General features: G+C 74.6%; 14 protein-coding genes. 6 read left to right on the plus strand and 8 right to left on the minus strand.

What is annotated here, in order from left to right:
* The first annotated feature begins 49 nt into the window (after window positions 1-49).
* Window positions 50-706 carry a hypothetical protein gene (locus ATL51_RS07820; RefSeq protein ID WP_100878170.1) on the plus strand — a complete coding sequence of 219 codons (657 nt, stop codon included), beginning with the start codon at window positions 50-52 and terminating at the stop codon, window positions 704-706.
* Between the two features lie 240 nt (window positions 707-946).
* Window positions 947-1,372 (plus strand): SsgA family sporulation/cell division regulator, encoded by a 426-nt coding sequence (locus ATL51_RS07825; RefSeq protein WP_062396127.1) that lies wholly within the window; start codon window positions 947-949, stop codon window positions 1,370-1,372.
* Window positions 1,373-1,449: 77 nt separating this feature from the next.
* Here the strand turns inward: ATL51_RS07825 and ATL51_RS07830 are convergent, their stop codons facing one another.
* Complete coding sequence (locus tag ATL51_RS07830) at window positions 1,450-1,989, minus strand: DUF5709 domain-containing protein (protein ID WP_174565843.1); 540 nt, start codon at window positions 1,987-1,989, stop codon at window positions 1,450-1,452.
* Between the two features lie 172 nt (window positions 1,990-2,161).
* Here ATL51_RS07830 and ATL51_RS07835 point away from each other — a divergent pair, with 172 nt between their 5' ends.
* On the plus strand, window positions 2,162-2,746 hold the full coding sequence (locus ATL51_RS07835) for a TetR/AcrR family transcriptional regulator (RefSeq protein ID WP_301548936.1): 585 nt from the start codon (window positions 2,162-2,164) through the stop codon (window positions 2,744-2,746).
* Here the strand turns inward: ATL51_RS07835 and ATL51_RS07840 are convergent.
* From ATL51_RS07840 to cobF, 4 genes are all read right to left on the minus strand, one after another.
* On the minus strand, window positions 2,736-3,719 hold the full coding sequence (locus tag ATL51_RS07840; protein WP_208622943.1) for an SDR family NAD(P)-dependent oxidoreductase: 984 nt from the start codon (window positions 3,717-3,719) through the stop codon (window positions 2,736-2,738). The genes ATL51_RS07835 and ATL51_RS07840 overlap by 11 nt on opposite strands.
* Before the next feature lie 40 nt (window positions 3,720-3,759).
* The gene (locus tag ATL51_RS28060; RefSeq protein ID WP_157818266.1) at window positions 3,760-5,496 is read right to left on the minus strand and encodes a hypothetical protein; all 1,737 of its coding nucleotides are present in this window, start codon (window positions 5,494-5,496) and stop codon (window positions 3,760-3,762) included.
* A gap of 404 nt (window positions 5,497-5,900) precedes the next feature.
* The gene (locus ATL51_RS07850; protein ID WP_100878171.1) at window positions 5,901-6,392 is read right to left on the minus strand and encodes an SRPBCC family protein; all 492 of its coding nucleotides are present in this window, start codon (window positions 6,390-6,392) and stop codon (window positions 5,901-5,903) included.
* 30 nt (window positions 6,393-6,422) lie between these two features.
* Window positions 6,423-7,229, minus strand: coding sequence for a precorrin-6A synthase (deacetylating) (cobF, locus tag ATL51_RS07855; RefSeq protein ID WP_100878172.1), 807 nt, complete (start codon window positions 7,227-7,229; stop codon window positions 6,423-6,425).
* Window positions 7,230-7,440: 211 nt separating this feature from the next.
* Between cobF and ATL51_RS07860 the strand changes: the two genes are divergently transcribed.
* Window positions 7,441-8,631, plus strand: a complete 1,191-nt coding sequence (locus tag ATL51_RS07860; RefSeq protein ID WP_301548937.1) for a glycosyltransferase family 4 protein — start codon at window positions 7,441-7,443, stop codon at window positions 8,629-8,631.
* A gap of 35 nt (window positions 8,632-8,666) precedes the next feature.
* Here ATL51_RS07860 and ATL51_RS07865 read toward each other — a convergent pair whose 3' ends face one another.
* Genes ATL51_RS07865 through ATL51_RS07875 form a run of 3 tightly spaced genes read right to left on the minus strand, consistent with a single transcriptional unit; the run spans window position 8,667 to window position 13,615 of the window.
* Window positions 8,667-9,437: a fumarylacetoacetate hydrolase family protein gene (locus tag ATL51_RS07865; protein ID WP_100878173.1), complete on the minus strand. Its 771-nt coding sequence runs from the start codon at window positions 9,435-9,437 to the stop codon at window positions 8,667-8,669.
* Window positions 9,438-9,441: 4 nt separating this feature from the next.
* Complete coding sequence (locus ATL51_RS07870) at window positions 9,442-12,405, minus strand: FAD-binding and (Fe-S)-binding domain-containing protein (protein WP_100878174.1); 2,964 nt, start codon at window positions 12,403-12,405, stop codon at window positions 9,442-9,444.
* A 43-nt stretch (window positions 12,406-12,448) separates the two neighbouring features.
* On the minus strand, window positions 12,449-13,615 hold the full coding sequence (locus ATL51_RS07875) for a pyridoxal-phosphate-dependent aminotransferase family protein (protein WP_100880556.1): 1,167 nt from the start codon (window positions 13,613-13,615) through the stop codon (window positions 12,449-12,451).
* A gap of 279 nt (window positions 13,616-13,894) precedes the next feature.
* On the opposite strand from ATL51_RS07875, the gene ATL51_RS07880 reads away from it, so the two are divergent.
* Window positions 13,895-15,295 carry an SLC13 family permease gene (locus ATL51_RS07880; protein WP_100878175.1) on the plus strand — a complete coding sequence of 467 codons (1,401 nt, stop codon included), beginning with the start codon at window positions 13,895-13,897 and terminating at the stop codon, window positions 15,293-15,295.
* Window positions 15,296-15,299: 4 nt separating this feature from the next.
* The gene (locus tag ATL51_RS07885) at window positions 15,300-16,058 is read left to right on the plus strand and encodes an IclR family transcriptional regulator (RefSeq protein WP_100878176.1); all 759 of its coding nucleotides are present in this window, start codon (window positions 15,300-15,302) and stop codon (window positions 16,056-16,058) included.
* Window positions 16,059-16,064 lie beyond the last annotated feature (6 nt).

Genomic DNA, 16,064 nt, shown 5'->3' on the forward strand with positions numbered 1-16,064 from the left:
GCGGCGAGGTCGGCCCGCCCGGGCGGGCCGGTGATCGTAAGGTGCCCGCGTGACCGCGCCGAACCTGCCGAAGGTGCCGACCCCCGACGTGTCGGTGTCCCGCCTGCGGGTGGGCCGGTACGGGCCGCGGCTGCTGCTGCGCGGCGTGCTCGTGGGGCTGGCGCTGCTGATCCTCGTGCTGCTGCTGGCCGGCTGCGGCAACGGCGAGCTGCCCGCGGCGTGGCGCACCCCGTCGCCGGTCCCGACGACGTCGCCGACCGCCACCCCGACACCGACCCCGACGCCCACGCCGACGACGCCCCCCATGCCGAGCCGCACCGCCGACCCGTCCCGCACGACCGCCGCGCCCGCACCCGGGCGCGGCGGCACCGACGGCGGCGGCACCGGGCCGGGCCGCACCGGCGCCCCGGGGGCCGCCGCGGCGGCGTCGCCGATGTGGCCCGCGGGCGACGCGGCGACCGCGAAGCGGATGCAGCAGCAGGCCGACGCCGGCGGCGACCCGTGGCTGCTCGACCCGGAGGAGGTCACGATCTCCTACGTCGGCAGTGAGCTCGGCTACCGGAACCCGACCGTCACCCGCCTCGGCAACGGCGTGTACGCCGCCACCGACGGCCGGTCGGCGCAGCGCTCGACGATCCGGCTCACCCAGCCGGTCCGCTCCGGCACCGGCGGGATCTGGGTGGTCGACCGCGTCGACCGCGGCTGACGGGACGGTCGGCCGCACGCACCCTGCGTCACCAGGTCTCGTACCGGACGGCGTCCCTCGCCGGAACCCGGCCTCGCGTTACACCCTTTGCGCGCCTTGGGTACCGTGAGGTGAATGACAGTTGGCGCGAACGGGTGAAACCCGGCGCCGGGTGCAGCGTCCGGGCCCGTTCCGACGATGTTCCGTGTGAGGCCGTCGCGGTACCGCGGCGGTCGGGGGGTCCAGGAGAGGCGGAGCACGATGGCCAGCGAGTCGGTCCAGCAGGACGTCTTCACCGTGTTGCACGGGCAGGCGTCGCCGATCGTGAGCCGCTGGGCGTACCGCGCCTCGGACCCGTTCGCGATCTCGTTCTCGGTGCGCCGGTCGTCCGACCGCTGGATCGAGTGGCTCGTGGCCCGCGACCTGGTGATCGAGGGCCTGACCACGCCCACCGGCATCGGTGACATCCGGATGGCGCCGCGGCGCATCGACGGCTATGACGTCGTCGAGCTCGAGATCCGCTCCGACGGCGGGTCCGCCGTCCTGGAGGTCGACCGCGACCTGCTGGCCCAGTTCGTCGACTCGACGTTGGAGATCGTCGACCTCGGCGAGGAGCACGACCACCTCGACCTCGACGGCGCCATCGCCCGGCTGACCGGCAGCGCGGCGGGCCCCACCACCCCCTGAGCGCACGCTCCCACCCGCGACGAGGGCCCCGGACCGCACGACGCGGTACCGGGGCCCTCGTGTGTGCCGGGTGACGCTCAGCTGTTCTGCTCGGCCCACTCGGGGTCGGTCGAGGCGTCCCACTCGGCGTCGGCCGCCGCCTCGTCGGCGTGGTCGGCGTCGCGGGCGAGCTGGTCGCTGACCTCCGGGTCCCCGACCGGTGACTCGTCGACCACCGGCACGATGCCTTCGTCGACATCGTGCACGGCGGCCTCCTCGGCACTGGCCGCGCCGCCGTCGACGCCCACGTCGGTCCCGGCGCCGTCGACAGCCGGGTCGCCCGTCGCGGAGTCGGCGGCGGCGGTCAGCCGGCCGGAGCGGCCCGGGTCTCCCTCGGGCAGCTCCTCGGGCAGCTCCCGGGCCAGTCGTGCCTCGTGCGACTCGCCCTCCTCCTGACCCGCCGCGGTCACTGCGTTGTCCTCGACGCCGTAGGGGCGGTCCGGCGGGACGTAGCCGGAGTCCAGCGGGTCGGTGTCCGACGGACCGGTCAGCGCCTCGTCGGTGTCCAGCTGCATCGCCGACGCCATGTCCGGCGCCTCCGGCTGGAACTCGTTCTCGTCACCTGAAGCGGATGCCATCGGTCGCGGGTCTCCTCGGTCTGGCCATGTGTCGGGCGGTGTTCGGTATCGACCGTGCGTACCCCGCGTCGCGCCGCGCCATGCGCCGGCGCCCGGACGCTACGGTCGCCGACACCGGACCCGCCGTGGCCGGTTCCCGCGCCGCACCCGTCGTACGAAGGAGCACTCCCCCGTGACCGCCGCCCCGTCCGCCCGTTCCGGTGACGGCACCCGCCGCGCCCTGCTCGCCGCAGCCGCGGACCTGTTCACCGAGCACGGCTACGACCGCACCTCGGTCCGCGCGATCGCCGACCGGGCCGGGGTGAACCAGGCGCTGCTCTTCCGCTACTTCGGCAGCAAGGACGCCCTGTTCGCCCGGGTCGCCGCCGAGCGTGCCCTCGCCGTGCTGCACGACGGCCCGCCGGAGGAGCTCCTGACCCGCCTGCTGCGGTCGATCCTCGACGGCGGCGACGGGCCCGAGCGCGACCTGTTCGGGCCGGTCGTGCGCTCGGCCGGGACGTCGGAGGCGGCCGCGGCCGTGCGGGTGGAGCTGGCCGGGGCGTTCACCGAGGCGTTCGCCGAGCAGGCCGCCGGCGCCGCCGACCGGGCCGACGCCGAACTGCGCGCGGAGCTGGTCCTGACCTGGCTGCTCGGGCTGAGCCTGGTCCAGCCGCTGCTGCCCGGGGGCGCGGTCGGGCGGGCCGACCCGGACACGGTGCTGGACCACGTCACGCGCGCCGCCCGCACCCTCCTGGAGGCGCCCGGACTCAGCCGGTGAGCCGGTCCACCTCGGTGCGGAACCGCTCGCGCTGGGCCGGGGTCTCCCGGGTCCGCGACAGGTAGTGCGCCGGGCGCGGGGTGCGGTCGTGCCAGAACCGGCCGGTCCCGACCGCCGACGACGGCGCGGCCGCGAGCCACACCGCGGTGTCCGCGCCCTGGGCCGGGGTGCGCAGCACGGGGCCGACGACCTTGTCGAACAGCGGCAGCGACCCGGTGACGCCCGGGGTGCGGGCCCACCCGGGGTGCAGTGCGTGCACGGTGACGTGCCGGGGGGCCAGCTCGTCGGCGAGCAGCCCGGTCAGGACGACCTGCATCCGCTTGGTGCGGGCGTAGGCCGCGGTGCCGCCGTAGTCACCGGTGCGGAACTGCAGGTCGTCGTCGCGCAGGGGCTGGGCGTACATGCCGCCCGAGGACATGATGATCACCCGGGAGTCGGCTCCGGACCGCTCGGCGCCGGCCGCGAGGGTGTCGGTGAGCAGCCGGGTCAGCAGCAGCGGTCCGAGGACGTGCACGGCCAGGGTCAGCTCGTTTCCCTCGGAGGTCTCGCTGCGCTCGGGCGGGAGCAGCCCGGCGTTGTGCACCAGCACGTCCAGCGCGTCGACCTCGGTGGCGAACCGGGTCGCGAACGCACGCACGTCCGCGAGCTCGCCCAGGTCGCAGACCTGCACCGGGAGCCGGTCGCGGGACAGACCGGGTACCGCGGCCAGGATCCGGTCCTGCGCGGCGGCACCCTTGTCCCGGGAGCGGACGAGCAGGTGCACCGTCGCACCGAGGCGGACGAGCCCGGTCGCGATCGCCTCCCCCAGCCCGCCGCCCGCGCCGGTGACGAGCGCGGTGCGCCCGGTCAGGGCGCCGCGCGGCGGGTCGGCGCGGTCACCGCTCCAGCCCGGGCGCCGCAGCAGGTACCCGATCCGTGAGTAGCCGGGGACCAGGGTGCGGTCGAGGACGGTATCCAGAGCGCTGCCGAGCACGGACCGATCCGACCACAGCGCCGCGCCGCCCGCGCGTCGATCAGCCCTGCAGACCCGGACCGGAGACGTAGGGGGTGCCGGGGACGTTCGCCGTCGGGAGCTTCGGGACGGCGTCGGTGACCGGGTCGGCGGTGGAGATCCGCTCCATCGCACCGCAGCTGGACAGCGAGTACGACAGCGGGTTCACCGGCGGGGCGGTCGCCTTGTCGAAGCCGTGCTCGACCTTGCGGATCGACATGGTGCCGCCGGTGAGCTTGTACATGTTCCCCGACGGGTTGGGCGCCTCCAGGGTGCCGTTGCCGTTCTCGTCGACCTCCCACTCGCCGACGGTCTGGCCGCCGGGCAGCGGGTTGGTGCCGTCGAGGATGCAGGGGTTGTTGTTGGTGGCGCTGGAGGTCGCGCCGTAGAAGAACGACACGTAGCGGGCGTCCGGGTCCATGCCGGTCGCGGTGCCGGAGACGGTGTCGGAGTCGACGGTGGCGGTCCCGGCCACGCCGTCGGTGTTCTTCGACGCCAGGTCGACCTGCGTGGGCCCGGTGCTCGGTCCGCCGACGACCCCGGCCACGTCCGGCAGGCCGCCGAGACCCGAGTAGTCGGGCAGGCCCGCCGTGCGCGCGACGCCGGACAGGTCCGGCAGTGGGCCGTCCCTGCCGGTCAGCGGGGTGGTGTCGGGCAGGCCCGCGATCTCGTTGAGGCCTTCCAGCGGTCCGCCCGCGGTGAGGCCGGGGACGTCAGGGAGCTCGTCGGTGCTGCCGTCGGTGACGCCGGGGACCGACGGCAGGTCCGGCACGACGTCGCCGAGGCCGGTGAGGGTGTCGGTCGGGCCGGCCAGCGGGCTGTTGCCGGTGTCGGTGCCGACGACGGTGCCCGCGGCGCCCACCGCGGTGTCGACCAGCGAGCCGGCCTGCCCGGCGCCGGGCACCGAGGTACCGGCGTCGGACAGGGTCTGCGCCGGGTCGGGCAGCGACGTCAGGGGCTTCGTGGGGGTGTTCAGGTCGACGCCCTTGCCGAGGCCGTCCGTGAGGTCGCCGAGGCCGGGGACCGCGTCGAGCGGGCCGGTGGAGGGGCTGCCGGAGTCCGTCGTGCCTGCGGCCGGGGCTGCGGAGTCCGAGCCGCCCGAGTCCTTACCGGCCGAGTCCTTACCGGCCGAGTCCTTGCCGGCCGAGTCCTTGCCGGCCGAGTCCTTGCCGGCCGAGTCCTTGCCGGCCGAGTCCTTGCCGGCCGAGTCCTTGCCGGCCGAGTCCTTGCCGGCCGAGTCCTTGCCGGCCGAGTCCTTGCCGGCCGAGTCCTTGCCGGCCGAGTCCTTGCCGGCCGAGTCGTCGCCACCGGACTCCTTGCCGGACGTCTCGCTCGTCGTCCCCGACCCCTGGTCCGACGAGTCCCCGCCCGAGGAGCCCGACCCCGGGCCGCCCGCACCCAGCACCGAGCCGACGACGTCCGCCCCGGTCACGAGGTCACCCAGCCCGCCGGAGGACCCCGACGAGGACTCGGATCCCGAGGAGCCGCCGGAACAGGAGCCGCCCACCGGGGTGGACCCGTCCGGGCAGTCCGCCGAGGTGCCGGAGGAACCGTCGTCGGACCCGGTGCCGGCGAACGCCGTCCCGGTCGTCGCGCCGGTGGTCAGCAGCAGCGCGGCGAGCGTCGCGGGGGCGGCGATCCGGCGCGCGGTGCCCGCGGAGGGAGCGGCGTGCCTGCGCCGCCCGCGGAGGGGCCGGCCGGCGGCCACCGCCGCGGCGACGCCGGTCGAACGGTGGCCGGTCCGGGTGTGCTTGCCCATCTCGAGCGGTCCTTCCGCCTCGCCGCGGGCGAGGGTGCTGGGGAGCGGTGGAGGACGGCGCGGGCACCGGCGTGGCCGGGGTGCGGGGGCACCCCTGGGGAGCGGCCGGATCGGGCCGGGTCACCCGGCTCGTCCGGTTCGGGACGTTACGAAACGGTGACCCGTCGAGGTTGCTTTTCTGAGAGCACCTCGGCGACCCGGGCGATCACGGGTCGACTCCGGACGCCCAGTGACAGGGCGGCTGGACCGAACGGCTCAACGATCTACGACGAACACCCTCCGTGTTCTCAGGATCGCCGGAGACCCCCTCCGTTCAACGAGCGGGCGACGCCGGAGTGACGGGTCGTCGCAGAACGGCCACCGCTCGTACGTCCCGGCGCGTGGCCGCCACCCCGGACGGGGAACTAGCCGAGGCGCTCGCGGACGGCGTCGAGGTTGCGTTCCATCCCGGTCCGCCACTCCCGCAGCCGGCCCTCGACGATCCGCTCCTCCTTGTCCGGCCACCGCTCGATCGCCTGCGTGAGACCCGACGGCCCGGGACCCATCCGGGCCCACTGGCGCAGCGCGGTCCCCTCGCCGTCGGGGGTGAGCTCGAAACGCCACACGGCCGTCGCCCCGCTCTCGTCACCGAGCCCGACCGTCCACTCGAACAGCCGCTCCGGCTCCCATCCGGTGACGGTGGAGACGGTGCTCCACTCCCCGATCGCGTCGTGGCGGTGGTGGCCGTGCAGCCGGGCCCCGAGGCCCGGCTCGTCACCCTCGCCCCACGAGGCGCGCTGCATCTCGGTCGACACCCGGGCCAGGAACGCCGGGTCGGTCACCAGCTCCCACACCGCCTCGGGCGGTGCGGCGACCCGGGCGGTGGCCTCGGTCGTGGGTCCGTCGGCGTAGCGCATGCGACCTCCTCGTCGTCGGCCCGCGGCCGGTCAGCGCTCGTCGGCACCCCGGCGCAGCAGGTAGGTGTCCATGATCCACCCCTTGTTCTCCCGGGCCTCGGCCCGGACCTTCAGGATCTCGTCGGTCACCTCGACGAGCGGCCCGGCGACGAGCAGCTCCTCGGGCGTACCCAGGTAGGCGCCCCAGAATATGTGCAGCTCACGGCGCTGCTCGTCGGGCAGCGTGGCGAAGGCGGTGCGGCCGTCGAGCATCACGACGACGTCGTCGACGTCGGTGGGCATCCCCTCGGCGATCCGGCGCCCGGTGGTGATCAGGACGGGGCGCCCGACCCGGTTGAGGATCAGCCGGTGGGCGGCGGCGAGGGCGGCGACGCTGGAGATCCCGGCGACCGACTCGACCGACCACCGCTCCCCCGCGCCGTCGAGGACCCGGTCGAGCAGGCGCAGCGTCCCGTCGTAGAGGGAGGGGTCGCCCCAGACCAGGAAGGCGCCGGTCTGCCCGTCGGCCAGCTCGGCGTCGAGCATCTCGCGGTAGAGCCGGGCACGGCGGTCCTGCCAGTCGACGACGACGTCGCGGTAGCGCTCGTCGTCGCGCTCGACCTCGGTGCCGCGGTCCCGGCCCACCTCGGGCGCGGTGACCAGCCGGTACCCGCCGTCCGGGCGGTGCCGCCGCAGGAGCTCGGTGCGCAGGGCCAGCAGGTCGTCCTGCGACCCCCCGCCGTCGAGCCCCTTGTCGATGACGAACACGACGTCGGCCCGTCGCAGGGCGCGGACCGCCTGGAGGGTGAGGTGGTCGGGGTCACCGGCCCCGATCCCGATCACGAGAACCGTGCGCACCGGAGTGACCGTAACGGACCCCGGGCGCTGCCCGGCACTCCCCCGATCGGCAGGCACCCCCCGCCCGGTGTCGCCCGATGCGCGCAGCGTCCGACCCCGTCACGCGACGTCGTCACTCGGTAGTGTCATGGTGACCGGCGAGCCACGACCGGGTCACCGGCCGACCGCCGAGGACCGACCCCGCAGCGCCACCCCGGGAGGCCACGTCACCGTGCCCACCAGCGATCACAGCAGCAGGACCCTGACGATCGGACACCTCGTCGAGTCGCTCGACGACCGCGGCGTCGCCGCCGCGCTCGGTGACCTCGCCGCCGCGGCCCCGGACGCCGGGTTCCGGGTGGTGGTCGTCGCGCTGGCCCCCTCCGGACACTCCGACGTCGCCGAGCGCATGGCCCGCGCCGGGGCACCACCGGTCGAGCTGAACGTCGCGCCGTGGGACCCGCGTGCCGTGCTGAAGGTCCTCGCCGCGTTCCGGGAGCACGGTGTCGACCTGGTGCACACCCACGGCGCCCGGCCCGACGTCGTCGGCTCCGCCGCCGCGGCCCGGCTGCGGGTGCCCGCGGTGTCCACGCTGCACCACATCCACGAGCACCCCGCCGACCGCGGCGACCAGCTCCGGCGGACCGCGAAGACGTTGGCGCGCAAACGGTTCATGAATCGCACGATCGCGACGTCAGCCCTGCAGCGCGACTGGTACCGCCGCGCCGCCGGGTCCACCGAGGGCCTGTCGGTGATCCCGGACGGCGCCGCCGACCCGGGCGAGGGCACGCCCGAGGAGCGGGAGCGGCTGCGGCGCGGGCTCGGCGTGGACGACCACGAGGTCGTCGCCGTCTCGGTCGCGCCGATGCGCCGCGGCCAGGGGCAGGACATGCTGCTCGACGCCGTCGCCGGGATCGGACCGGACGAGCCGCTCACCGTGGTGCTCGGCGGCGACGGGCCGCTGCGGCCGTGGCTGGAGTCGCGCGTCGCCGCCGACGAGGCGCTGTCCGGCCGGGTGACGTTCCGCCGCAGCACCGACCCGGTCGCGCTGCTCCGCGCCGCCGACGTGCAGCTGCACACGACCCGGCACGACACGATGCCCCGCATGCTGCTGCTCGGCCACGGCACCGGGACCCCGGCGGTCGCGACGCGGGTCGGCGGGATCCCGGAGATCGTGACCCGCGAGACCGGCCTGCTGGCCCCGGTCGACGCCACCCGGATCGCCGACGAGCTGGTGCGGCTGACCCGCGACGCCGACCTGCGCGCCCGGCTCGGGGCCGGGGCCCGGCGGCGGTTCCTCGACCGGTTCGCGGCGGCACCGTGGGCGGTCCGGCTCGGTGACGTCTACCGCAGCGCGGCCGGGGTGGCGGGCGCGCCCGCTCCCGCCGAGCTGGACACGCCGGAGCCGGTGGGCCGGGGCTGAGCCGGGCCGGCTGCGGCGGTCCGCGCCGGGCCGGCTCAGTGCACGACGGGCGTGGGCCGCTCGGCGACCGGGTTCTCCAGTGTCCCGACGCCGTCGATCTCGACGGTGACCCGGTCCCCCGCGGTCATCGGCCCGACCCCGCCGGGGCTGCCGGTGAGCACGACGTCACCGGGCTGCAGCGTGATCCAACGGGTCACGTGGGCGAGGATCCGCGCGACGTCGAAGATCATCGCCCCGGTGTCGGACTCCTGGACGGTGCGGCCGTTCAGCGTGGTCCGCAGCCCCCACGGCCCCGCGCCCGGCTCGGTCTCGATCCACGGCCCGAGCGGGCAGAAGGTGTCCGCGCTCTTCGCCCGCGCCCACTGCCCATCGGCGCGGTAGTCGTGCGCGGTGACGTCGTTGGCGCAGGTCAGGCCGAGCACGTGCGACCAGGCGGTGCGTTCGTCCAGGTCACGGGCCCGGCGGCCGATCACCACCGCGAGCTCGCCCTCGTACTCCAGCCGTTCCACCCCGGCCGGGCGCAGCACCGGCTCCCCCGGTCCGACGACGGCGTTGGGCGCCTTGAGGAACAGCGCGGGCCGCTCCGGGCGGGGACGCCCCTTCTCGGCGAGCTGGCAGGGGTAGTTGCTCCCGACGCACACGATGGTGCGGGGGTCGCAGGGGGCGAGCAGGACGACCTCGGCGAGCCGCCCGGCGACCGCCCCCGGCCCGGACGGGCCCAGCTCGCGGACGACGTCGCCGTCGCCGCCGGTCTCGACCCGCCCCGTGCGGGGGCCCTGGCCGGAGTCGTAGCGGACCAGTCGCATCCGCTCACACCGTCCCGGCCGGGCCGAGTGCCTCGCGCACCAGCTCCAGCGGGTGCCAGGCGGTGCGCCCGGCGCCGTGGAAGATCTGCTGGCGGCAGGAGACGCCGGTCGCGGCGACCAGGGTGTCGGCGGACTCGGCCTCGATCGCCGGGAGCAGCCGGTCCCGGCCGACCTCCATCGAGGTCGCGTAGTGCTCGGCCTCGAAGCCGAACGAGCCTGCCATCCCGCAGCAGCCGGAGTCGATCTCGGAGACCTCCAGCCCGGGGATGCGGCGCAGCAGCGCGAGCGTCGCCGCGGTCCCGACCTCGGCCTTCTGGTGGCAGTGCCCGTGGTAGACCACGCGCCGCCCGCTCAGCGCCGACCGCTCCGGCAGGACCAGGCGGCCGTCGTCGAGGGCCTCGACGAGCAGCTCCTCGACCTGGCGGACCCGCTCGCCCACCGACCGGGCCTCGGCGCTGTCCGGGAGCAGGGCGAGGGTCTCGTCGCGCAGGGTGAACACGCACGACGGCTCGCAGCCGACGATCGGCGCGTCGGCCGGTGTGTCCCGGGCGAGCGAGGTGACCAGGCCGGTCGCCTTGCGACGGGCGTCGTCGAGCAGTCCCTTGGACAGGCTGGACCGGCCGCAGCAGCCGCCGCCGGCCAGCTCGACCCGCCACCCGGCACGCTCCAGCAGGCCGATCGCGGCCCGCCCGATGTGCGGCTCGGTGAAGGTGGTGAACGAGTCGGCCAGCCACACGACGGTCCCGGCCGGTGCGGCGGCCCGCGCGGGGTCACGACGCCGGAACCACCGCACCAGGTTGTCCCGGTCGAAGCGCGGCAGCGGGCGGCGCGCGGTGATCCCGACCGTCCGCTCGGCGAGCCGGCGCAGCACCCCGACCCGGCCGGGCAGGTTGGACAGCGGCGCGGTCGCCGACCCGAGCCGGTTCAGCGTGCGGATCGCACCGAACAGCCGCGAGCGCAGCGGCGTGCCGTGCACCGCGTGCTGCTGGTGGAGCGCCTCGGCCTTGAGCGAGGCCATGTCCACGCCCATCGGGCACTCGCTCTTGCAGGCCTTGCACATCAGGCACAGGTCGAGGATCTCGTGCAGCCGCCCGTCGGCGAGCCCGGCGGCCGGGTCCGGCTCGGACAGCGCCTTGACCAGTGCGTTCGCCCGGCCGCGCGTGGAGTGCTCCTCCTCGAGGGTGACCTGGTAGGACGGGCACATCACCCCGGCCGTGGTCTTGCGGCACAGGCCGATGTTCATGCAGCGGTCGGCGGCGTCGCGCATCCCGGTGGCGCCGGGGCCGCCGATCACCTCGAACGACAGCGCCGTGGTCAGCCGCGGGGCGGGCGGCAGCGCGTCGCGGTCGCGCAGGTTCTCGGTCATCGACGGGGCGTCGACGATCTTGCCGGGGTTCATGACGTTCCCCGGGTCGAACAGGGCCTTGACCCGGCGCATCGCCTCGTACAGCTCGTCGCCGAAGATCTCGCGGTTGAACTCCGAGCGCGCCAGCCCGTCGCCGTGCTCGGAGGAGTTCACGCCGCCGTACTCGGCGACCAGGTCCTTGATCCGCTCCGCGACCCGGCGCATCGTGGCGACCTGGGCCGGGTCGGTGAGGTCGACGAACGGGCGGATGTGCAGGCAGCCGACCGAGCAGTGGCCGTAGAACCCCGCCTCGAGACGGTTCTCGTCGAGGATCTGCTTGAACCGCGCGGTGTACTCGGCCAGGTGCTCGGGGGCCACCGCGGTGTCCTCGACGAAGGCCAGCGGGCGCCGGGTGCCCTCCCCCGCCGCCATGAGCAGCCCGAGGCTGGACTTGCGGACCTTGAGCAGCGCGGCCTGCTCGGCGGGGGTGACCAGCTCCAGGGTGTGGTAGCCGTGGCCGTGGCGCTCCCAGAGCGCCGCCAGTGCGCGCAGCTTCGCCACCAGCCCGGCCTCGTCGTCGCCGGAGAACGAGACGAACAGGAGCGCGGCCGGGTCACCGACGAGGTGGTTGCCCAGGTCGGCGTACTCGATCTTGCGTCGGGACAGGTCGAGGATGGTCCTGTCCATCATCTCGACCTGGTGCGGATCGCAGCTCAGCGCGTCGGCGGTGGCGGAGATGGCGCCGTGCACGGTGTCGAAGTGGCCGACGGCGTAGACCGTCCGCGCGGGCTTGGGCACCAGGTCGACGACGGCGCGGGTCGCCAGCACCAGCGTGCCCTCGGCGCCGACGACGAACGTCGCCAGGTCGAACGTCCCGGACTCCGCGAAGCCCGCGAGCCGGTCCAGCCGGTAGCCGCAGGCCCGGCGCCAGAACAGCGGCATGCCCGCGGCGATCGCGTCCTCGTTCTCCGTGACCAGCGCGGGGAGCTCGCGGTAGAGGGCGCCCTCCAGGGTGTCCGCGGCGGCGCGACGGCGGCGCTCGTCGGCGTCGACGGGTTCCAGCCGGGCGGTGGAGCCGTCGGACAGCACGACGTCGAGCGCGCGGACGTGGTCGATCGTCATGCCGAAGGTCAGCGACCCGCTGCCCGCGGAGTTGTTGCCGATCATCCCGCCGATCGTGGCCCGGTTGCTCGTGGAGGTGTCCGGGCCGAACATGAGCCCGTGCGCGGCCGCGGCCCGGTTGAGCTGGTCCTGCACCACCCCCGCCTCGACGACGGCGGTGCGCGCCACCGGATCGAGCTCGACGATCCGGTTGAGGTGCCGGGACAGGTCGAGCACGAGCCCCGGTCCGACGGTCTGGCCGGCCAGGCTGGTGCCGGCACCGCGCGGGACGACCGGCACGCCGAACTCGGCCGCGGTGCGCACGGCCGCGGCGACGTCGTCGTGGGTACGGGGGAAGACCACTCCGAGCGGGGTGATCGCGTACATGCTCGCGTCACGGGAGAAGAGGTGGCGGCTGTAGTCGTCGAAGGCGACCTCGCCGGTCACCCGGGACCGGAGCGTCTCCTCCAGACCCGGGACGGCGGTGGTGGCGGTGGCGGGACGGGTCAGCTCGGCGGTCATGGGGGGCGTCCTCTCGCGACGGTGCGGGGGCGGTCGGGGCGGGTCAGTCGGTCTGCAGCCGCTCCAGCGCCGCGTCGAGGCCGGAGCCCGCGACCGGCACCCCGGCGAGACCGAGGCCCATCTGGACACCGGCGAGGGTCCCGGCCAGCGTGAGGTCGTTGAACGCACCGAGGTGGCCGATCCGGAAGATCCGCCCGGCGAGGCGGCCGAGACCGGCGCCCAGCGACATGTCGAAGCGGTCGAGGATCACCGCGCGGACCTTGTCGGCGTCGACGTCGTCGGGGACGAGCACGGCGGTGAGCGCGCTGGAGTACTCGCGCTCGTCGAGGGCCAGCACCTCCAGGCCCCACGCCCGCACCGCGGCCCGGGTGGCCTCGGCGTGGCGGGTGTGGCGGGCGAAGACGTTCTCCAGGCCCTCGTCGTGGAGCAGGCGCAGCGCCTCCTTGAGCCCGTACATGAGGTTGGTGTTCGGGGTGTAGGGGAAGAAGCCGCGCTCGTTGGCCGCGAGCATCGGGCCCCAGTCCCAGAAGGTGCGCGGCATCGTCGCGGTGCGGGAGCGCTCCAGGGCCTTGGCGCTGATCGCGTTGAAGCTCATCCCCGGTGGCAGCATCAGCCCCTTCTGCGAGCCGGCGACGGTCACGTCGACACCCCACTCGTCGTGCCGGTAGTCCATCGAGCCGAGCGAGGAGATGGTGTCGACCAGCAGCAGGGCCGGGTGGTCGGCGGCGTCCATCGCGGCGCGGATCTCGGCGACCCGGCTGGTGACACCGGTCGAGGTCTCGTTGTGCACCACGCAGACGGCGGCGATCCGGCGGCCGGTGTCGGCGGCGAGCCGCTCGGCGACGACGGCGGGGTCCGCCCCGTGCCGCCAGTCGCCGGGCACGAGGTCCACCCGGAGCCCGAGCCGGCCCGCCATCTCCTGCCACAGCGTGGCGAAGTGCCCGGTCTCGAAGCACAGCACCGTCTCCCCCGGGTTCAGGGTGTTGACCAGGGCCGCCTCCCACGCGCCGGTGCCGGTGGCCGGGTACATCACGACCGGGCCGGTGGTGCCGAAGACCGGGCGGACGTCGCGCAGCAGCTCCGTCCCCAGCGCCTGGAAGTCCGGACCGCGGTGGTCGATCGTCGCGGCCGACATGGCGCGCAGCACCGAGTCCGGCACGTTCGTCGGGCCGGGGATCTGCAGGAAGTGCCGACCGGCTGCGTACGTCATGAGGTTCTCCACGCTCGGTGACCGATGGTTCCGGATGGCGGAATCCGGGTCTCGCGCTGATGACGGTATACCGTCTACAGTCTGCCGTCGAGAGGGTGCTGCAGCGCCTTCCCACACTCCGTCGGGCGGCATCGACGCCGCTTGACGGGCGTGTGTGATCCTGCTGATACTCGGGATATCGAATTCGTTTTCCGCATTGCGGAAAATGCGGCCCGGCGACGTCGCGCGGACCGCGTCATCAGTTCCTGTCTGCGTCAGTGCCGACCCCAGAGGAAAACGATGTCCATCGAACTCATCACCATCGTGGCACTCGCCCTGGTGTTCCTGATAGCGACGATCCTCCCGGTCCACATGGGCGCGCTGGCCTTCGTCGCCGCGTTCGTCGTCGGCACGGCGTTCGTCGGGGAGGACACCGACGACATCGTCGGCGGGTTTCCCGGCGACCTGTTCGTGATCCTCGTCGGCGTGACCCTGCTGTTCGCCATCGCCAAGGGCAACGGGACGGTGGATCGCCTGGTCCAGCTGGCGGTACGGGCCGTCGGTGGCCGAATCGCCCTGATCCCGTGGGTCATGTTCGGCGTCACCGCCGTCCTGACCGCGGTCGGCGCCGTCGTCCCCGCCGCGGTCGCCATCATCGCGCCGATCGGCATGGGATTCGCCCAGCGCTACAAGATCAACCCGATGCTGATGGGCCTTCTCATCATCAACGGGGCGAGCGCCGGCGGCTTCTCGCCGATCAGCATCTTCGGCAGCATCGTGAACGGTGTCGTCGCCCGCAACAACCTGCCGAGCAATCCGGGGCTGCTGTTCTTCTCGTCGTTCGTGTTCAATCTCGCGCTCAGCATCGTCGTGTTCCTGATGTTCGGCGGGCGGGAACTGCTCCGCCGTTCCCGGGATGCCGCGGGATCCTCGGGCGCCGGCGACGACCGGGTCGCCGTGGCCGCCGAGCCGGGCACCTCACTCGCCCTGGGCGGCGGCGCCGTGCCGCACGGCCGGTCACGGACGGTCACCGGCGGGGCCGGGTCGGGTGGGTCCGGGGCCGCCGAGCCGGTCGGCCCGGACGACGACGAGCCGCACCGCCCGCTCGAACGCGACCACGTGTTCACGATCCTGGGCCTGGTCGCCCTGGCCGTCGGCGCACTCGCGTTCGGCCTCGACGTCGGCTTCACCGCGCTCACCGTGGCCGCGGTCCTCTCGATCATCTCGCCGTCGTCGGCCAAGGCGGCCGTCGGGCAGGTCGCGTGGCCGACGGTACTGCTGATCTGCGGGATCGTGACCTTCGTGTCGCTGATGGAGCGGGTCGGCACCATCGACTGGCTCGGCACCCTCGTGACGACGATCGGGTCCCCGCTGCTGGCCGCGATCATCATCTGCCTGATCGGCGCGATCGTGTCCGCGTTCGCCTCGACCACCGGCATCCTCGGCGCCCTGATCCCGCTGGCCGTGCCGTTCCTGCTCGCCGGCGAGGTGGGCGCGGTCGGCCTGATCATCGCGCTGTCGCTGTCGTCGTCGGTGGTGGACTCCTCGCCGTTCTCCACCAGCGGGGCGCTCGTCGTCGCGAACGCGCCGGCCGACCAGACAGACCGGGTGTTCCGCGGGCTCATGATCTGGGGCTTCAGCATGTGCGCGGTGGCACCGCTGCTGAGCTGGCTGATCTTCGTCGTCCCCGGCTGGGGCTGATCCGGTGCCGGGAACGGGAGCACGCCCGGGCGGCGGCGTCCAGTCCGTCGTCCGGGCCTTCCGGATCCTCGACGTGCTGGCCGAGGCGGACGGGGAGCTGTCGATCAGCGAGCTCGCCGTGGCCGTCGACCTGCCGCAGCCCACGATCCACCGGATCGTCGCGACCCTGCGCGAGCTCGGCCACGCCCACCAGGTCACCAACCGCCGCTACACCCTGGGGCCGCGGCTGATCGGGCTCGGGGACCGGGCGTCGCGGGTGCTGGGGGTGCGCGCCGGGGACGACCTGCGTGCGGTGGCGGAGCGGTTCGGCGAGACCGCCAACATGGCCGTGCTCGACGGGGAGCGCGCCGTCTACACCGCGCAGGTGCCCGGTCCGCACTCGATGCGCACGTTCACCGAGGTCGGGCGACGGGTGCCGCTGCACAGCACCGGCGTCGGGAAGGCGCTGCTCGCCCAGCTGCCCGCGCCCGCGGCCCGGCGGCTGCTGGGCTCCACCGGGCTGCCCGCGGCGACCGGCCACACCGTCGTCGACCCCGACCGGCTGCTCGAGGAGCTCGACCGCATCCGCCGGGCCGGGTTCGCCGTGGACGCCGAGGAGCAGGAGGTCGGCGTGTTCTGCGTGGCCGTCCCGCTCGCCGGGGTGTCCAGCCCGGCGGCGCTGTCGGTGTCCGGACCGATCCACCGCTTCGGGCACGACCGTGTCGCCGAGGCGGCCGCCCTGCTGCGGGCCGCCGCCGAGGGCATCGGCGGGACGCTCGCGTGAGCGCCG

The organism is Pseudonocardia alni, from assembly GCF_002813375.1.
Taxonomy (GTDB): domain Bacteria; phylum Actinomycetota; class Actinomycetes; order Mycobacteriales; family Pseudonocardiaceae; genus Pseudonocardia; species Pseudonocardia alni.